Source organism: Pseudomonas sp. S3_A09, assembly GCF_054668065.1.
Genome location: NZ_CP162752.1, coordinates 2,535,203 through 2,553,146, shown reverse-complemented (window position 1 = coordinate 2,553,146; position 17,944 = coordinate 2,535,203). Strand labels below are relative to the sequence as shown.

Here is a 17,944-nt window from a genome sequence, read left to right as displayed (position 1 = left end):
GATGGCTATGACAGTCCATTGCGATATCGTCAGCGCGGAAGGGGAAATCTTCTCCGGTCTGGTAGAGATGGTGATTGCACACGGCGAACTCGGTGACCTTGGTATTGCCATGGGTCACGCGCCGTTGATCACCAGCTTGAAGCCAGGTCCGATCACTCTGACCAAGCAAGGCGGGGAAAAGGAGGTGTTTTACATCTCCGGTGGTTTCCTCGAGGTTCAGCCGAACATGGTCAAGGTACTTGCCGACACCGTGCAACGTGCTGGCGACCTGGATGAAGCCTCCGCTCAGGAAGCCGTCAAGGCTGCTGAGAAGGCCCTGAACGAAAAGGGTGCGGACTTCGACTACAGCGCTGCTGCTGTACGTCTGGCCGAGGCTGCAGCTCAGCTGCGCACGCTCCAGCAGATCCGCAAGAAGTAAGCGGCCATGCCGTCATGCTTCAAGCGCGATTGATTAAAAAGGGTAGCCTCGGCTACCCTTTTTCTTTTTTTGCAAAACACTTCTTTGGTCTGAAGCCGGACCGCCTAGGATTGGTAGCCACTCATGTCTCTTGAAATCGTCATTCTCGCCGCAGGCCAGGGCACCCGTATGCGTTCGGCCTTGCCCAAGGTGCTGCACCCGGTTGCCGGTAATTCCATGCTGGGCCATGTTATCCACAGTGCCCGGCAGCTCGACCCACAGCGCATTCACGTCGTAATCGGGCACGGTGCCGATGCGGTGCGTGAACGCCTCGCCGCGGATGATCTGAATTTCGTATTGCAAGACAAGCAGCTGGGCACCGGCCACGCCACCGCCCAAGCCGTGCCGTTCATCACCGCCGACACCGTGCTGATCCTCTACGGCGACGTGCCGCTGATTGAAGTGGAAACCCTGCAACGCCTGCTCAAGCACGTAGTGCCTGGCCAGATGGGCCTGCTGACCGTTGAACTGGATGATCCCACCGGCTACGGACGTATCGTGCGCAACGCCGATGGCAAGGTAGCCGCCATCGTTGAGCACAAAGACGCTAGCGAAGCCCAGCGTGCGATCACCGAGGGCAACACCGGGATCCTGGCTGTCCCAGCCGATAAGCTCGGCGACTGGATGAGCCGCCTGTCTAACAACAACGCCCAGGGCGAGTACTACCTCACCGACGTCATCGAAATGGCCGTAAGCGATGGCCTGCTGGTTGCGACCGAACAGCCCCACGACCCGATGGAAGTGCAGGGCGCCAACGACCGCAAGCAACTGGCCGAGCTGGAGCGTCACTATCAACTGCGCGAAGGCCGCCGCCTGATGGCCCAGGGTGTGACCCTGCGTGACCCGGCGCGTTTCGATGTGCGCGGGGAAGTGACCGTCGGCCGCGACGTGCTGATCGATATCAACGTGATCCTCGAAGGCCGTGTGGTCATCGAAGACGACGTGGTAATTGGTCCTAACTGCGTGATCAAGGACAGTACCCTGCGTAAGGGCGTGGTGATCAAGGCCAACAGCCACATAGACGGTGCGGTGATGGGCGAGGGCAGCGACGCCGGCCCGTTTGCGCGGCTGCGTCCAGGTAGCGTGCTGGGAGCCAAGGCCCATGTGGGTAACTTTGTTGAACTGAAAAACGCCAAGTTGGATGCCGAAGCCAAAGTCGGTCACCTGACCTACCTGGGTGATGCTACCGTCGGCGCGCGAACCAACATCGGCGCCGGCACCATCACGTGCAACTACGATGGCGCCAATAAACACCAGACCACCATTGGTGCGGACGTGTTTATCGGTTCCAATAATTCGCTGGTCGCCCCGGTTACCCTCGACGATGGCGCCACCACCGCCGCAGGCTCAACCATCAACCAGGATGTGGATAAGTCCCAACTGGCAGTAGCCCGCGCCCGTCAACGCAACATCGACGGCTGGAAACGCCCGGTCAAAATCAAGAAGACCTGACTTATCCACATTCTCGACAGCGATAAGTAACCCCCTGTGGGAGCGGGCTTGCTCGCGAATGCGAAGTGCCAGTCACCGGAAGTGGCGACTGGACCCACGCATTCGCGAGCAAGCCCGCTCCCACATTCGTGTGCGGGTAAATAAAAAATGTCCTCGCCCTCTTGACGACCTTTCGACAATAGGTTTTGATTGCCTTCGTTATCTTTCGAAACGAAACTTACCGTTACCATGTCGAAACGAAATACCCCCCAGCGACGCCACAACATCCTGACCTTGCTGAATGAACAGGGCGAAGTCAGCGTGGACGAGTTGGCCAAGCGTTTCGAAACTTCGGAAGTCACGATCCGCAAGGACCTGGCCGCCCTCGAAAGCAATGGCCTGTTGCTGCGCCGCTACGGTGGCGCGATCACCATGCCCCAGGAACTGGTGGGCGACGCCACCCAGCCCATCTCGGTGTACAAGCGCGCCATTGCCCGTGCTGCCGTCATGCGCCTGCGCGAACACGCGCGCATCATCATCGACAGCGGCAGCACCACCGCCGCCATGATCCCCGAGTTGGGCCACCAGCCCGGCCTGGTGGTGATGACCAACTCCCTCCACGTCGCCCGCGCGTTAAGCGAACTGGAGCATGAGCCAGTGCTATTGACGACCGGTGGCACCTGGGACCCGCATTCGGACTCGTTCCAGGGCCAGGTCGCCGAGCAAGTGCTGCGTTCCTATGACTTTGACCAGCTGTTTATCGGCGCCGACGGCATCGATCTGCAACGGGGTACCACCACCTTCAACGAATTGCTGGGCCTGAGCCGCGTCATGGCCGAGGTCGCTCGTGAAGTGGTGGTGATGGTCGAATCCGACAAGATCGGCCGCAAGATTCCCAACCTGGAACTGCCGTGGAGCAGCGTCCATACCCTTATCACCGATGATCGCCTGCCGCTTGAGGCCCGCGACCAGATCCAAGCCCGCGGCATTACGCTGATATGCGCGGCAATCATCTAGGAGAAACATCATGTGTGGCATCGTAGGCGCAGTCGCTGAACGCAACATTACCCCGATTTTGATCGAAGGCCTCAAGCGCCTGGAATACCGCGGCTATGACAGCGCCGGTGTGGCCGTCTTCACCAACGCCGGCAAGCTGGAGCGCATGCGCCGTCCGGGCAAGGTCAGCGAGTTGGAGCAAGCCTTGAACGGTGAGCCGCTGGTCGGCCGTCTGGGCATCGCCCACACCCGTTGGGCGACCCACGGTGCACCCTGCGAACGCAACGCCCACCCGCATTTCTCGGGCGACCTGGCGGTGGTCCACAACGGCATCATTGAAAACCACGAAGTGTTGCGTGAACAACTCAAGGGCCAGGGCTACGTGTTCACCTCGGACACCGACACCGAAGTCATCGCCCACCTGCTCAACCACAAGCTCAAGGACCTGGGCGACCTGACCGTCGCCCTCAAGGCCACCGTTAAAGAGCTACACGGCGCCTACGGCCTGGCCGTGGTCAGCGCCAGCCAACCGGACCGCGTGGTTGCTGCTCGCAGTGGCAGCCCGCTGGTGATCGGCCTGGGGCTGGGCGAAAACTTCCTCGCCTCCGACCAACTGGCCCTGCGCCAGGTCACCGACCGCTTCATGTACCTGGAAGAAGGCGATATCGCCGACATTCGCCGTGAAAGCGTGCAGATCTGGGATGTAAACGGCCAGTCCGTCGAGCGCGAAGCCGTGCAATACCGCGACGGCGCCGAAGCTGCCGATAAGGGCGAGTTCCGCCACTTCATGCTCAAGGAAATCCACGAGCAACCGTCCGTGGTGCAACGCACCCTGGAAGGTCGCCTGAGCCAGAACCAAGTGCTGGTCAACGCCTTTGGTCCACAAGCCGCCGAGCTGTTCGCCAAAGTGCGCAACGTGCAGATCGTTGCCTGTGGCACCAGTTACCACGCCGGCATGGTTGCCCGTTATTGGCTGGAAGAACTCGCCGGCATCCCTTGCCAGGTGGAAGTCGCCAGCGAGTTCCGCTACCGCAAGGTGGTGGTGCAGCCCGACACCCTGTTCGTGACCATCTCGCAGTCCGGCGAAACCGCCGACACCCTGGCCGCCCTGCGCAATGCCAAGGAGTTGGGGTTCCTGGCCAGCCTGGCGATCTGTAACGTCAGCATCAGCTCCCTGGTGCGTGAATCCGACCTGACCCTGCTGACCCAGGCCGGTCGCGAAATCGGCGTGGCGTCCACCAAAGCCTTCACCACCCAGTTGGTTGGCCTGTTGCTGCTGACCCTGTCTCTGGGTCAAGTGCGTGGCACCCTGGCCGAAGGCGTCGAAGCCACGCTGGTCGAAGAACTGCGCCGCCTGCCAGCCCGTCTCGGTGAAGCCTTGGCCATGGACAGCACCGTGGAAAAAGTCGCCGAGCTGTTCGCCGACAAGAACCACACCCTGTTCCTCGGTCGTGGCGCGCAATACCCGGTGGCCATGGAAGGTTCGCTCAAGCTCAAGGAAATCTCGTACATCCACGCCGAAGCCTACCCGGCCGGCGAACTCAAGCACGGCCCACTGGCCCTGGTGGATGACGACATGCCGGTGGTCACCGTGGCGCCGAACAACGAACTGCTGGAAAAGCTCAAGTCCAACTTGCAGGAAGTCCGCGCCCGTGGCGGCCAACTGGTGGTGTTCGCCGATGAAAAAGCCGGCATGACCAATGGTGAAGGCACTCACGTCATCAACATGCCGCATATCAACGACACCCTGTCGCCGATCCTCTACACCATTCCGCTGCAGTTGCTGTCGTACTACGTCGCTGTGTTGAAAGGCACTGACGTCGACCAGCCGCGCAACCTGGCTAAGTCGGTGACGGTGGAGTAACACGCCCCCTCCTGGAGGCCCGCCCGGGTCTCCAGGCTCCCGCGAAAGGACGCGCCCTCGATGCAACCCCCCTCCCAGATCCACCAGCGTTTGAACAACCGCCGGTTCACCGTCGCCAACAATGCCCAGGGGCTGTCCGGTTCGGGCACGGTATTTCATTACTTTGTCGAGGGTGATGCCATCTCTGGCACTTACCAGGGCGGGCGGATTCGCCTGGGCACGCAAGTGGGACGAGTGACAGGCCCGGACACTATCGAATTGCTGTTTCAGTGCCTGACCCTGGAGGGTGAGCTGCTGTCCGGTTGGTCGCGTGGCACGGTAGGCATTGATCACGCGGGTCTGACGACGCTGGCTTTTGAATGGGGCTGGTTGTCGGGGGCCATGGGCGGTGGAGAGTCCGGTTACGTGGAGTGTGTCTCCCGTTAACCAGCGCGTGTCGGTGCTGTGCAATAAACAGCCTGATCAGGGCACAAACTCCACCTTCAACCCGCGACTCGCGCTGCGCCCCTGATCATCACTGACTCGCAACCGATACTCCCCCGACTTTCCCGGGCGCCAGTTCAGCGTGGTGTGCGGCGGACCCTGGCCGATCAAAGTTTGATCAGCAAACCAGTACAGTGTGGCAGCGTCGCTGGCGGCGTTGGCATTCAGCGGGATGCTTTCCTGGGGCTGGGACAGGCGCAATTGATAGCTCACCTGGGTCAGCGGTGAACGAATCTGCGGGGCTTCGCTCTGGTCACTGAGGCGGTTGGGCTGGCAGTTTTTCATTACGTTTGGCGGGGTACGCCGTGGAAGGCCGGCGGCGCGGTACAAGCGTTGCACGTCACTGGGCCAGAATTCGAAGACTTCCTCGCGCGTGTATTGTGCGTCGAACGGTGGGCAGGCGGCCTTGCCGGTGCGGGTGTCGATCAGCACGGGGCGGTGCAGGTTGGACACGCGAATCGGCGACACACCGGGGATGTACCAGGTCTTGCGGGTCTGCGGGCACCAGCGGTTGGGCAACTCGCCGGACGCCGCGCAGACGTCGATGCGCACTAAGCCGGCAGGCGGTTTGTCGGCTTTGATCACCACGTTGGGCAACGCCAGGGGCAGGGCGTCGGCGATGCGGAAGAACAACGGCGCGGCGGTCTTGGCGCCGATGAATGCGGGGTTCGGCCGGCCATCGAAGTTGCCCACCCACACCACCAGCACGTAGGGACCCACCAATCCCGCACTCCACGCATCGTGAAACCCCCAGGACGTGCCGGTTTTCCAGGCGGTGCGCCAATGGCGGCCGGGCAGGCCATCCGGGCGTGGGTTTCGGCGCAGCATGTCGCGCACCATGAACGCCGCCTGGGGCGTGAGCAGTTGCGCGCCGGTGGATTGCGGTTGTTCCTGCAGATAGCGCAATGGCCGCAGGTGCCCATCACCGGCCAGCATCACATACAGTCGCGCCAGTTCCTCCGGGGTCATTTCACCTCCACCGAGGGCCAGGGCCAGGCCGTAATGGCTTTCGTCACGCAGGCCTTTTATCCCGGCGCGTTGCAGCAACCCATACAAGGAAGGCGACTTGACTTGGCTGGCAAGCCACACCGCCGGGATGTTGCGACTACGGATCAGGGCATCCCGCGCGGTCAGCGGCCCGACAAAACTGCCGTCGAAATTCTCCGGCTGGAAGTAGCCGAAGTTACTCGGCAGGTCCTTGAGGATACTCATGGGGTGAATCACCCCTTGGTCCAGCGCCAGCCCATACAGGAACGGCTTGAGTGTCGAGCCCGGCGAGCGCCGCGACAGCACGCCATTGACCTGGCCGTGAAGGCGTGTAGATAAGTAATCCGCCGATCCCACCAGCGCCTTGACGCTCTGGTCGCGGCTGTCGATCAGGATCGCCGTGGCGTTTTCCACACCCGTGCTGCGACGCTCGGCGATGAAGCCGCTGATCAGGCGTTCGAGCAAGTGTTGCAGTGGTAGGTTGAGGGTGCTGTTCAGCTCATTGCCAGGCTGGGACGCCAGCAGTTGTTCACTCAAATGCGGCGCCAGGAACGGAATCTGCTGGCGGTTGCGCGCCTCCAGAGGCAAGTCCAGCAAACTGTCGTTACGTGGGTCTTGTGGATACGTCTCGCGCCAGTCGGCCATCAAGCGCTGCCGCGCATGTTGCAGCGACGGCCCGAAGCGTGCGCGTCGCCCCGGCTGCTGCGGAATCACCGCCAGCGCCAGTGCTTCGGACAGCGACAGCTGCGCCGCCGACTTGCCAAAGTAGATCCGGCTGGCCGCCTCGGCGCCTTCGATATTGCCGCCCATGGGCGCGAGGTTCAGGTAGGCCTCAAGGATGTCGTGCTTGCTGTAGCGCGCCTCCAGCCACAGCGCCAAGGCCATCTGCTGCAACTTGCCCGGCACCTGTCGGGTGTTCAAGTCCCACAGGCGCCGTGCCAGTTGCATGCTCAAGGTCGAGCCGCCCTGGCGCTGGCCACCGCTGTAGGTGGCCATAGCCGCGCGCACCAATGCCGGGGGGTTGATCCCCGGGTGCCAGTAGAAGTTGCGGTCTTCCTTGAGCAGCAAGGCTTCGACCAGTGAAGGCGATATCCGCTCCAGCGGTAGCCAAAGTCGGTATTGCCCGTCATCGGCCAACGTCATGCGCAGCAGCGAGCCGTCATCGGCCAACACCACGCGTGATGACGTGACTGCTTGCTCCAGCGGGACATGGGGCCACAGCCGCAACCCCGCCAGCATCACCGCCGCTGCGAGCAGCGGCGTCAGGCGCTTAAGGCTGGGTGATTTCAAGCTGGCCTACTTTACCGCGCCCTTGCAGGGTGGTTTCGTACATGCCTTCGGCGTAGGCCGGTGGCGTGTTGAAGGTGCCGGCGTTGGTGGCACGCACGCGGTAGACGAAGGTGCCTACATCGCGCAGTGCGGTGCCGTACAACACCACTCGATCATCACGTACGTCCACGTACTCCGGCTGCCAGTTGCTCAGCTCGGTTTCGCCGATAGGTGCTTGCCAGCTTTCTTCTTCCTGGCTGTCCTCTTCCACGTACTCGGACGCTTCGCCTTCACCGTCCTCGCTGCTGGCGGCTTCTGGCTCCGGCGGCAAGTTATACACAGGCTCGACGCCACCGGGGAGCAAGTCGACTACGGCCACTTGTTGTACTTGGTCACGGTCGGTCGCGCGCAGGCGCAGGCGCACCAGGAACTCATCGCCTACCGCGACCGTGCTCACCGGCTCGCCCTTGAGGTCGAGGTATTCGTGGATGATCTCCAGGCCATTGTTGATCGGCTTGAGCTTGGCGCCCTTGTCGAAACCGGCTTCGCTGAGCATGTAGAACGCTGCCGGGCCGTCGGATTTTTCCATCACCAGCTTCTGCGTAGCGCCCGGCACAGCGGCGCGCGGCGGTTGCCCGGCCATCTCCAGCAATTGCTGCTGTTTGTCCCCCAGCCAGGCCGTGGCCTTGAGGGTCATGTCGCTTTGCGCACGTTGGCCGTAATTGTCCAGGGCGCGCAGCAGCAGGGCCGCCGACAGCGAGTTGTAACGCTGCTCGTTGAGGCGCTTACCGAGTTTATCCAGCAGCGCTGTAGGTACATCGTCCATCAGCTCTGGGAAATGCCGCGCCAGCAGGTGCAAGTGTTCGGCATCGTGCACCAGGGGATCGTAGTAGAGGCCATCGCTGTCCCACTTATCCACAAGTGAGCGCCAAGGGATTTTGCGGAACAGCGTGTCAGCCTGGCGATCCTGTTTGAGCAGTTTATAGCTGGCCGCCAGGTAGGCGGCGCCCAAGTCGTTCTGCCAGCTGTCCTTGAAGTAGTTTTCGTAGCGCTCGCGGATATCGCTCAATGCGCCGCTTACCAGAATCCCCTGACGGCTCAGCAGGTAACTGGCGTAGGCGCGGTTGCGCAATTCCGACAGGCCTTCGCTCGGGCCATTGGCCAGGTCCGTCAGATAGGCATTCGAACGCACCAGCAGGTCTTCCGGCACCGGCAAGCCGCGCTCCCTGGCTTCGATCAGGAAGTCGGTGGCGTACAGGCTGGCGTACGGCGCCACGTCCGGGTTTGCCGCCCATAAACCGAAGCCACCGGCCTGGTTCTGGCGCTGGCGCAGCATGCGTACCGCACTGCCGAAGGCTTGTTCGGCTTCCGGCGCGTTACCGCCCCAGATCAACGCCGGCATGGCCTTGGACACCAGCTGCTCGGTGCAGGCGTAGCCGTAGTCGTCCAGGTAATGCTTAAGGCCGTTGGCCCACACCAGCGGCGACGCCGCCACGCCCAGTTGTACGTCACGCAGTTGGCTGAACAGCTCGCGGGTGGGCTTGAGCTCTTTGCTGGCGCTGTCGAAGCGGCCCAGGCTCAGGGCGACGCGATGCTCGCTCAGTGGGCGAATCGAGGTGGTTTCGGCCACCTGGATACGTTTGCCGTCCGGCAGCACTGCGACAAAACGCAAGTCCGCCGAACCCAGGGTTTCGCCGACCTTGATCTTGAACTCGGCGGTGCCTTCCTTGCGCGGTTGCAGGGACAGGGTGCTGCCCTTGTCGCCCTGTACCTTCAGGCCATCGCTGGTCTGCAGTTCAAACTTCACATCCGCCGTGGAGTCGAGGTTGCTGAACACCCCGGCGCTGACGTTGAACACATCCCCCGGTGCCACAAAGGCAGGCACGTTTGGCGTGATCACGATCGGGCCGCGTACTTCGGTATTGGTTTCGCTGACACCCACACTGTCGGTGTCCACCGCCACCGCAAACAGGTGCAACTTACCGTTGAAGCTGTCCGGCACCTGGTAATGCAGCACGGTTTCGCCGGCGGGTAGATCGACCAGTCCAGACCACCAAGCCACCGGCGGCTGATGTTTGCGTTTGAACGGGTTGAGGTGATTGGCCAGGGCGCCTTCCGTATCGCCACCGGGCGCTGCCCCACTGAGCAAACGGCTGAATTCCGGCAGGATCAGGTCAAGGATCTGACTGGTGCCTACCTCCAGCGCACGCTTCTGGAAGAAGAAGCCCAACGGGTCCGGCGTCTGGTAACGCGCCACTTGCAGAATGCCTTCGTCTACCGCGTAAACCACTGCGCGGCCCGGACGGTCAGCGTTAACCTTGATATCCAGCGTCTGCCCCGGCTCGATCTTCGCCGGGCCTTCAACCTTCAATGCCATGCGCCGCGCATCCAGGTTGATGCTGAACGGCACCACGCCGTAGGACAGGGGGCTCATGTACACCTCGGCCGAGCCCATGTCGCGCACAAACTGCACGTTGACGTAGGCATTGCCCTCAAGCCCTGCCGGTACGCGGATGTGTTGCACGCTGTTGGTGCTGTCGGCCTTGAACCACTGCTGGGTGTAGACCTTGTCGCGTTCGATGGTGATCAAGCCGGCACCGGTATACGGGGCACGAATGCTGATGGCGATCTCATCACCGGTGGCGTAGCTGGGTTTATCCAGACGCAGTTGCAGCTCGGCGTTGCGTTCCAGGGAGCGCGATGTGTTGCCGTGCCCGGCCACGCTGTAGTCGATCTGGTTGAGCAGGTTGCCGTTGGCGTCCTTTAACTGCAGGGTGAAATCGCCCGGCGTTGACGTGTTCAACGTTTGCTTGGCGCCTTCTTTCGTCATCACCAGCGGTGAGGCGGGTTGGCTGATGTTCTTGATGCGCGACTCGTACTTGTAGGTGCCGTTGGACTGTTTCACCAGCACCGACACATAACGGTGCTCGACCACTTCGCTGGTCAGGCCGTCCACCGCCAGTGGCGAAAGGTCCGGCGCGACGGCCAGCCATTGAACCTGGCGCGGCGCATCCTTGGCGACGTACGACAGCGAGTCCTGACTTTTCACACCGACCAGATAAGGTGCGGACGACACCAGCAAGGCACTTTGCGCCGCCACATTACGGCCGCCTTCGGCCTCGAACACCTGGGTCATTACCTGCAGGCGGTAGGTGCTGTTGGCGAAGCGTTGCAGGTTGAGGTCGAGCACGGCCTGGCCGTTGTCGTCGACGGTGGTTTCCGCCAGGTCTTCAGTGGTGGCGTCTTCCAGGGAGTCGTTGAGGCGGAAACGGTAATCCGGGTAACGGTCAAACGCCGCGAGCGTCGGGCTCAGGGACATCTTCGCGGTGACACGACGCCCTGATGCCGGAGCGCCGAACAGGTGCAGGGCGGTGACCTTGGCCACCACCTGGTCCGGTGGAATCCAACCCTGAACAGGTGTGTCATGCAGGCTCAGGCTGACCTTCATGCGGTCCGGCTCGAAGTCGCGGACCTTGAAGCTCACGCTGCCCAGGTCGGTGCGGGTCTGCTTTTGGCCGATCAACTGCAAGGTCGCGGTGTATTCCCCGGCGGGGGCGACTTCGCTGCTGGGGAAATCAAAGGTTTCAAAACCGCTGGCGGACAGCTTCAACGGCTGGCGAATCACTTCCAGTCCGCGCGGGTCGGTGATTTGCAGTTCCACCGGCAAGCCTTGCAGGGCGCCTTTCCAATTGCCGCTGCGCACGATCATGCCCAGATGCGCGGTTTCCCCAGGCCGGTACAGGCCGCGGTCGGTAAACAGGTAGGCGCTGAGGCGATCGATCGCACCGTCTTCTTCCAAACCGCCTACATCGAATCGCGACAGATCCAGTTGCTGGGACTGACGGGCGATCGGCAGGAACGACTGGTCATTGCCGCGAGTGACTACATACATCAGCGGCGTTTTCTCACGGCGCAGTTCATCCAGCTTGGCGAAATGCGCGTGGCCTTCGCCGTCAGTGTGGCCGCTGCTCACCGGCAAACCGTTGCGGCCGATGATGTCGACTTGCGCGTCGGCGACGGGCGAACCATTGCCGATGGACTGCACATACACATCGTGGCTGCCATCGCTGGAACGCTTGGCGATGATGCCCAGGTCCGTCACCACGATAAAACGCAGGTCGCTGGTGCTGCTGCGGTCGTATTCGAAGGTGCGCTGGGCCGGATCATCCTGGGGGCTCAGCTTGAGCACGAAAATGCCGCGGCGCCCGCCATTGGCCGTGAGGTAGTGGCTGAGGTCCACATTGTCGTAGACGGTTTTCGCGGGGTCATTGGACGACAGCGGGATGTCCAGCGATTGACGCTCAACCATGCGGTCGAAGTATTCGTTGCCGAAGTTCGGCCGGGCAAAGCTGCCGCTGCTCTGGTCCACCAAGTGTTGCAACTGGTTGGGCAGCAGGCGGGCGATTTCCACATGGGCGCCAGGCACACCACGGGCCATGAAGCCCAGGCGTTTTTCACCGTTGAGGCTGAGCAAGGCGCCTTCAGACAGGAACTGCAGGGTGCGCGGGTACGCGGGCATGCTGATCAGCGACGCCGTAGGATTCTTCGCCAGGTAGCCGCCGATGGCTTCCAGGTTGGCGGGTACGCGTACATACACGGCGCGACCCGCCGGGGCCTTGAATTTGAAGGCGTGCAGGGTATTCAGCGGTTCGACGCTCGGCACGTGGGTCAGGTTAACCTTGCTGCTGCGGGCGAGCAGGGCGTCGTCGATGTCGTTGCTGCTGTAGGGGCGCGTGTCGTCCTGGGCTTTTTCCGGCAACAGCCAGGCCTGGACCTTACCGGCGATGGTGTCGTCGGCTACAGCGTTGGAGCTGCTGAACATCAACACCGGCTCTGGTTCACCACGCGCGTTGTCGACAAAACTCACTTCGGCGCCGGTAAAGGTCAGGCGATAGCGACCGGGCACGGTGACTTCCGCCACCAGCGGCGCGTTGCTGGCGTTGCCACCGTCGCGGGCCTTGATACCTTCGTCGAGCTTGGCGCTGACCGGCGTGCTTTCAAGTGGCGTGGCCAGGGCGGCGGAGCGTACGTAGGCGTTGAGTTTTTTCTCGTCGAAGGTGATTTCCGGGCGGTTGGGCAATTGGGCGTCGCGGTAGGCCAGGCCTTTGCCGAGGGTTACCGTGACGCGCTTGCGTAGGTTGTCTTCATCCACCGGGTGGGAAAAATGGAAGGTCGCCACCAGCTGTTTCAGCGTCGGGTTGGACGGGTCCTGGTACAGCTCGTTTTGTGCCAGGGTGGCGCGAAACGGTTGGGTGGAAAACTGCGTGCTGTATTGGTCCAGTAACACGCCATCGGCCAACAGGTCTTTCTTCGCCATGTCCAAGGTGTAATGGGCGTCGATGGGCCAATCTTTTTCCGGTACGAACAACAGGCTGCGGTCATCTGCCCAGCGCCAGGTGCCCGCAACCGCTGGTTTGAGGGTGATGCCCTCGGTAACCGGCTTGCCGATGGCCGACAGCGGCGCCACGGATTCGCTGAAGCGCACCTGCAAGTTATCCACATGCGGGGTTTGCTGGGTGTAGTCGGTGAGGTTCGGTTTGTGCAGCGAATAGCTCGCGGTATGCGGCTGCGGCAGGTTGGAATACCAGTGCCAGCCGTAGAAGCCGGCGGCCGCCAGCAACACCAGACCCAATAAGCCGGCACCGGTTTGGCGCGGATAAGCGCGCGCCTTGTTGCCCAGGTTCGCCAGCCCACGGCCGATGGCACGCAACCAGAACGGCGGATGCCATTGACCAAAGACGGCCCCCACCACAGTCAATAACGCACCGACAACACCGCGGCTGATCGCTTTGAACGAATCGAACATGGTGAGCATCCCTGGCTAAGTGCGGCGTATCTTACACGCCTCTTTGCCACAAAAGATGACGCCGATACGCTGCGCCGCTAGGCGTGTTGTACAAAAGTGAGACGCACCGCAAAACCGATCAAAAGACTGCCGAATAACCACTGCTGCATACGCTGCGCCGAGCGATTGCGCGCCAGCCACTGGCCGATGCGCGCGCCGGTCAGTGCGTAGCAACAGTCGAACACGAAACCGACGGCCACCAGGATCACGCCCAGTAACGCAAACTGCGCCGCCACCGGGCCGGCTTGGGGGTTGATGAATTGCGGCAGCAGTACCGAGCAGAACAGCAGCGCCTTGGGGTTGAGCAGGTTGGTCAGCAAGCCGCGTTGAAACGCTGCACGCCAAGCATGGGCTGCCAGCGGGGTGTTTGCCATATCCAGAGGCGGCAGCATAGACGCGCGCAGGCATTGAATACCAAGCCACAACAGATAGGCCGCGCCACCCAGGCGCACGACATCAAAGGTCCACGGCGCCACCTTGAACAAGGTCGCCAACCCCATGCCCGCCAAGGCCACATGGCAGGCGCGGGCCAGTCCCAAGCCAATCGCCGTGGTCAGCGCCAGGGCTTTGCCCTGGCGGGCTCCGGTCTGCAGCAGCAAGATCATGTCCGGCCCGGGCAACAGGTACGCCACCGACAGCGCCACCAAAAACAACCAAAGTTCCGCCATGTAAAGTTCCGCCATGTCTCACCCCCTAGTGTGTTGGCCAATTCTAGGGCTGAAGGGTGGGGCAGGTGCTTGCGTAGTCAGCCACAAAAGCGTCTAGTCTTGGCATTCTCTGCCACTGATAACCTGATCGGCCATTCACTTATGCCAAACCTGAAACTCGATGCGTTTGACCGCAAGATTCTCGAAGCCCTGCAACGCGACGGCCGCCTGAGCAATGTGCAACTGGCGGATGAGATCGGCCTGTCTGCCTCACCCTGCCTGCGGCGCGTGCGTCTGCTGGAAGAAGCCGGTGTGATTCGGGGTTACCAGGCCACGCTGGACCGTGACGAAGTGGGCCTGGGGATGATGGTGTTCGTTGGCGTGAAGGTGGAGCGGCACAACGACACCGAGGCCAACGCCTTTCGCGAAGCGGTGATGGCCTTGCCCGAGGTGATCTCGGCGTTCCTGGTGTCGGGGGAATCGGACTTTCTGTTGCAGGTGGTGGTGCCGGATCTGCGCGGCTACGAGCGGTTTGTCACGGGCAGCCTGTTGAAACTGCCGGGGGTGAGGGACATCCGCAGCAACTTCGCGATCCAGACCGTGAAAACCCCAGGCGCTTTGCCGCTGGGGCATTTGCCAGGTTGATGTCTGAGCCCCTGTAGGAGCGTCAGGTCCACCAGTAGCGCACGAGGTGGAAGAAGATGGGGGCGGCGAAGCACACCGAATCCAACCGATCCAACATCCCGCCGTGCCCTTCGATCATATGGCCCCAGTCCTTCACGCCCCGGTCGCGTTTGATCGCTGACATCACGATGCCGCCGGCAAAGCCGAGCAGGTTGATCAGCAGCGCAATCAAGAACGACTGCCACGGGTTGAATGGCGTAGTCCACCACAGTGCCGCGCCGATCAGGGACGACAACAGGATCCCGCCGACAAAGCCTTCCACGGTTTTCGACGGCGACAGGTTGGGCGCGATCTTGTGTTTGCCGAACAACTTCCCACACACGTACTGCAATACGTCCGACAGTTGCACCACGATCACCAGGTAGGCAATCAGCAGCAGGTTGCGGCCTTCGTAGCCGGGAATGTCGAGGGTGAGCAGGGCAGGTACGAAAGACACGCAGAACACCGCGATCATCAGGCCCCATTGCACCTTCGACGCGCGCTCCAGGAAGTGCGTGCTGTCGCCACCCAGCGAAGCGAGGATCGGCAGCAGCAGGAACACGTACACCGGGATGAAGATCGAGAACAGCCCGTACCAGTCTGAATAGATCAGCAGGTATTGCAGCGGCAGCGCCAGGTAGAACGCGGCGACCAGCGCCGGGTAGTCGCTGCGGCGGGTGGGCGTAAGGGTGAGGAATTCACGCAGGGCGTAGAAGGACACCGCGTAGAACAGCAGGATCACCGCGCCGGTGCCGAGCCAGAAGGCGATGCCGATGACCACCACCATGACCCACCAGGCGTTGATGCGGGCGTTGAGGTTGTCGATGACGGCGTTTGGGCTGCCACGGGTGCGTAGCTTGAGGATCAGGCCGATCAGCGAGGCGAGCACCAGGATCGCGCCGATGCCGCCGAACAACATCAGGGTTTGGCTATCCATGTCAGACATGCTCCGGGGCAAGGGCGAGCAGGGCGTCGCGGGTGCGGGCGAGGAACAGCGTTTTTTCTTCGCCTTCTTCCAATTGCAGCGGCGCGCCGAAGCTGGTGGTGCACAGCAGGGGCAGCGGCAGTACGCGGCCCTTGGGCATGACCCGATTTAGGTTGGCGATCCACACGGGGATCAATTCGGCCTGTGGGTAACTTTTCGCCAAGTGATACAAGCCACTTTTGAACGGCAGCAAACCGTCTTCGAGGTTGCGCGTGCCTTCCGGGAAGATGATCAAGGAGTCGCCGCCTTCGAGCGCGGACAGCATGGGCTGCAGTGGGTTATCCACAGGGTCCTTGCGTTCGCGGTCGATCAGCACGCCGTTGAACACCCGGTTGATGATGTAGCGACGCAAGGCGCTTTTATTCCAGTAATCGCTGCCGGCCACCGGGCGCGTGAATTTGCGCAGGTTCTGCGGCAACGAGGCCCACAGCAACACGAAATCACCGTGGCTGCTGTGGTTGGCGAAGTAGATGCGTTGCACCGGCACCGGCGCGCACCCCAGCCACAGGCTGCGGGCACCGGTGACAGTGCGGGCCATGGAGGTAATCAGCGTGGCGACCACGGGTTCGAACATGGGAATTCCTTATCCGGCGAAAGGCAGCCAAGGGCTGGCGAGGATCACGCCCAGGGTCAGCAGCGCTTGCGCGCCCAGCAGCCAGGCTTGTTTGCGCAACAGTTTAAGGGCGCCGCGACGGCGTTCGGTCCAGGGCCGGCCAATGCGCTTGGCCGATTGCAGGCCAAGGGTTTGCAGGGCCTGGTCAAGGTCCGGGGTGCGGTCGATGTCGCGGGCCAGCAGGGCGAACAGGTCGGCGTCGAAGGCCACGCGCAACGCCCAGTATTTTTGCAGCAGCCCCAGAATAATCATCCACAGGCTGAGCAGCAGGCAGATGGTTGAAATACTCGCCATCAGCAACTGGGCGAGGCCAAATAACACACCGGCCACGGTCAGGCCTGTGGATAACTGATCCAGTGAACGGCCACGGCGCAGCAGGCTGGCGACCACCTGGAGTTCCATATCAGCGGGCATGGGGCAAACCCTCCAACGCTTGACGATGAGCAGGATGCAGGACCACATGGGCCCGCGCTGTACGAATAATAGCCAGCGCCTGGTCCACCGTGGCGGCGCGCCCGCTGTGCAGCAGCCAGGCGGCGACCGCGGTGGCGCTGCGTGAGTAGCCAAGGGCGCAGCACACCAGCACCGGGCCGCTTGAACGCAGACGCTCGATGGCCTCGGCGGCTTGCTGGCATTCGGTGGGTGTCGGAGCGATCAGGTCCAGCACGGGGATGCTTTGATACGCGCGACCCTGTGGATTAATTGGCAACTCGGCACAGAGGTCGACGATGGCGTTGAATGAATCCTGCTCTTTCGCACTGGGAATCCGTCCAAGCCACACGTTATCCACAATCAGGTCCGGCTGTGGGTGTTTGCGTGTCCACAGGCGCGAATTTATCCACGCCCCGGCCAGGTAAGGTGCATACAGCCAACGCGCCGCGGGTGTGAGCCGGCCATCGGTGCGTTTCTGAAAGCCCGACGCGCCGAGCACTAGGTAATTCACCTTGATCAGGCCCAGGGACACCGCCGGCCAGAGCAGCCATAACCAGCCGCCGCCCAGGGAAAATGCGAGTACTGCCAGTGCCAACGCCCCCAGGCCGTAGCGCAGACCCAAGCGCCAGCGCTTCGAATCCCGGGTAAGCCGTGCATTCAGCAATGGGCTTGGATGTTCCACCGGCCACAACCACACACACAGCCAACCGGCGAGAGCGCCTGTGGGTAAGTCGATAAAGTGATGTTGATAAGTGGTCAGCACCGAAATGCCGATCAAGGCGAACCAGCCATGCACCAGCCAGCGCCATAACCCTTGGGTGTGGCGCTGATACATGACCCACAGGATCACCAGCAGCGCGATATGCAACGAAGGCGCCTGGTTGAACGGTTTGTCGAACCCCGCCAGCACGGCAAACAGCCAGCCGAACACGCCATCCAGTTCCGGCCGCTCGAAGGTGAAGCGCAGCGGCCAGATCAGGAAGCAACTCACGGCGATCACCTGGGCACTCAGCAAGCGCAGCGCATGCTGTTTCAACTCATGCCGGGTGTTGGGCAGCAGCAGGGAAAACCCGTAGAGCAGGTCGATGGACCAATAGGGCACGATGGTCCAGGCCCAGAACGGCATATGGGTTTCCCAGCCGAACACCAGCGTGCCGACGTCGCTGCGTTGGCTGGTCACCCACGTGGCAAAGCCGTAAGTGCTGAAGAACAGCGGCGCCAACAGCAGCAGCCACAGGACCGCGGGTTTCAACAAACCGGGTTCGCGCATGC

The 17,944-nt window shown here is 62.1% G+C and carries 13 protein-coding genes; 6 read left to right on the top strand and 7 right to left on the bottom strand.

All coding sequences use genetic code 11. The features are described 5' to 3' along the window. Nucleotide 1: 1 nt before the first annotated feature. From AB4N92_RS12100 to AB4N92_RS12080, 5 genes are all read left to right on the top strand, one after another. Nucleotides 2-418 (top strand): F0F1 ATP synthase subunit epsilon, encoded by a 417-nt coding sequence (locus tag AB4N92_RS12100; protein ID WP_003177061.1) that lies wholly within the window; start codon nt 2-4, stop codon nt 416-418. 123 nt (nt 419-541) lie between these two features. Next, nucleotides 542-1,909 carry a bifunctional UDP-N-acetylglucosamine diphosphorylase/glucosamine-1-phosphate N-acetyltransferase GlmU gene (glmU, locus tag AB4N92_RS12095; RefSeq protein WP_010207682.1) on the top strand — a complete coding sequence of 456 codons (1,368 nt, stop codon included), beginning with the start codon at nt 542-544 and terminating at the stop codon, nt 1,907-1,909. A 228-nt stretch (nt 1,910-2,137) separates the two neighbouring features. Next, the gene (locus tag AB4N92_RS12090; RefSeq protein ID WP_460130170.1) at nt 2,138-2,905 is read left to right on the top strand and encodes a DeoR/GlpR family DNA-binding transcription regulator; all 768 of its coding nucleotides are present in this window, start codon (nt 2,138-2,140) and stop codon (nt 2,903-2,905) included. Nucleotides 2,906-2,915: 10 nt separating this feature from the next. Then, nucleotides 2,916-4,748, top strand: coding sequence for a glutamine--fructose-6-phosphate transaminase (isomerizing) (glmS, locus tag AB4N92_RS12085; protein WP_010207680.1), 1,833 nt, complete (start codon nt 2,916-2,918; stop codon nt 4,746-4,748). 60 nt (nt 4,749-4,808) lie between these two features. Beyond that, complete coding sequence (locus tag AB4N92_RS12080; RefSeq protein WP_010207679.1) at nt 4,809-5,174, top strand: hypothetical protein; 366 nt, start codon at nt 4,809-4,811, stop codon at nt 5,172-5,174. A gap of 36 nt (nt 5,175-5,210) precedes the next feature. Here the strand turns inward: AB4N92_RS12080 and pbpC are convergent, their stop codons facing one another. From pbpC to AB4N92_RS12065, 3 genes are all read right to left on the bottom strand, one after another. After that, nucleotides 5,211-7,508: a penicillin-binding protein 1C gene (gene pbpC / locus AB4N92_RS12075; protein WP_236266758.1), complete on the bottom strand. Its 2,298-nt coding sequence runs from the start codon at nt 7,506-7,508 to the stop codon at nt 5,211-5,213. Next, on the bottom strand, nt 7,489-13,293 hold the full coding sequence (locus AB4N92_RS12070; RefSeq protein ID WP_236266757.1) for an MG2 domain-containing protein: 5,805 nt from the start codon (nt 13,291-13,293) through the stop codon (nt 7,489-7,491). Before AB4N92_RS12070 ends, pbpC begins: the two co-directional genes overlap by 20 nt. A gap of 77 nt (nt 13,294-13,370) precedes the next feature. Next, nucleotides 13,371-14,000 carry a LysE family translocator gene (locus tag AB4N92_RS12065; RefSeq protein WP_029529035.1) on the bottom strand — a complete coding sequence of 210 codons (630 nt, stop codon included), beginning with the start codon at nt 13,998-14,000 and terminating at the stop codon, nt 13,371-13,373. Between the two features lie 150 nt (nt 14,001-14,150). On the opposite strand from AB4N92_RS12065, the gene AB4N92_RS12060 reads away from it, so the two are divergent. After that, nucleotides 14,151-14,624, top strand: coding sequence for an Lrp/AsnC family transcriptional regulator (locus AB4N92_RS12060; RefSeq protein ID WP_029529034.1), 474 nt, complete (start codon nt 14,151-14,153; stop codon nt 14,622-14,624). 22 nt (nt 14,625-14,646) lie between these two features. On the opposite strand, the gene AB4N92_RS12055 is transcribed toward AB4N92_RS12060, so the two are convergent. Genes AB4N92_RS12055 through AB4N92_RS12040 form a run of 4 tightly spaced genes read right to left on the bottom strand, consistent with a single transcriptional unit; the run spans nt 14,647 to nt 17,942 of the window. After that, nucleotides 14,647-15,579, bottom strand: coding sequence for a phosphatidate cytidylyltransferase (locus AB4N92_RS12055; protein WP_010207670.1), 933 nt, complete (start codon nt 15,577-15,579; stop codon nt 14,647-14,649). A 1-nt stretch (nt 15,580) separates the two neighbouring features. Then, complete coding sequence (locus tag AB4N92_RS12050; RefSeq protein ID WP_021491443.1) at nt 15,581-16,201, bottom strand: lysophospholipid acyltransferase family protein; 621 nt, start codon at nt 16,199-16,201, stop codon at nt 15,581-15,583. 9 nt (nt 16,202-16,210) lie between these two features. Beyond that, nucleotides 16,211-16,654 (bottom strand): hypothetical protein, encoded by a 444-nt coding sequence (locus tag AB4N92_RS12045; protein ID WP_021491444.1) that lies wholly within the window; start codon nt 16,652-16,654, stop codon nt 16,211-16,213. Beyond that, on the bottom strand, nt 16,644-17,942 hold the full coding sequence (locus tag AB4N92_RS12040) for a phosphatase PAP2/dual specificity phosphatase family protein (RefSeq protein WP_045791477.1): 1,299 nt from the start codon (nt 17,940-17,942) through the stop codon (nt 16,644-16,646). Before AB4N92_RS12040 ends, AB4N92_RS12045 begins: the two co-directional genes overlap by 11 nt. Nucleotides 17,943-17,944 lie beyond the last annotated feature (2 nt).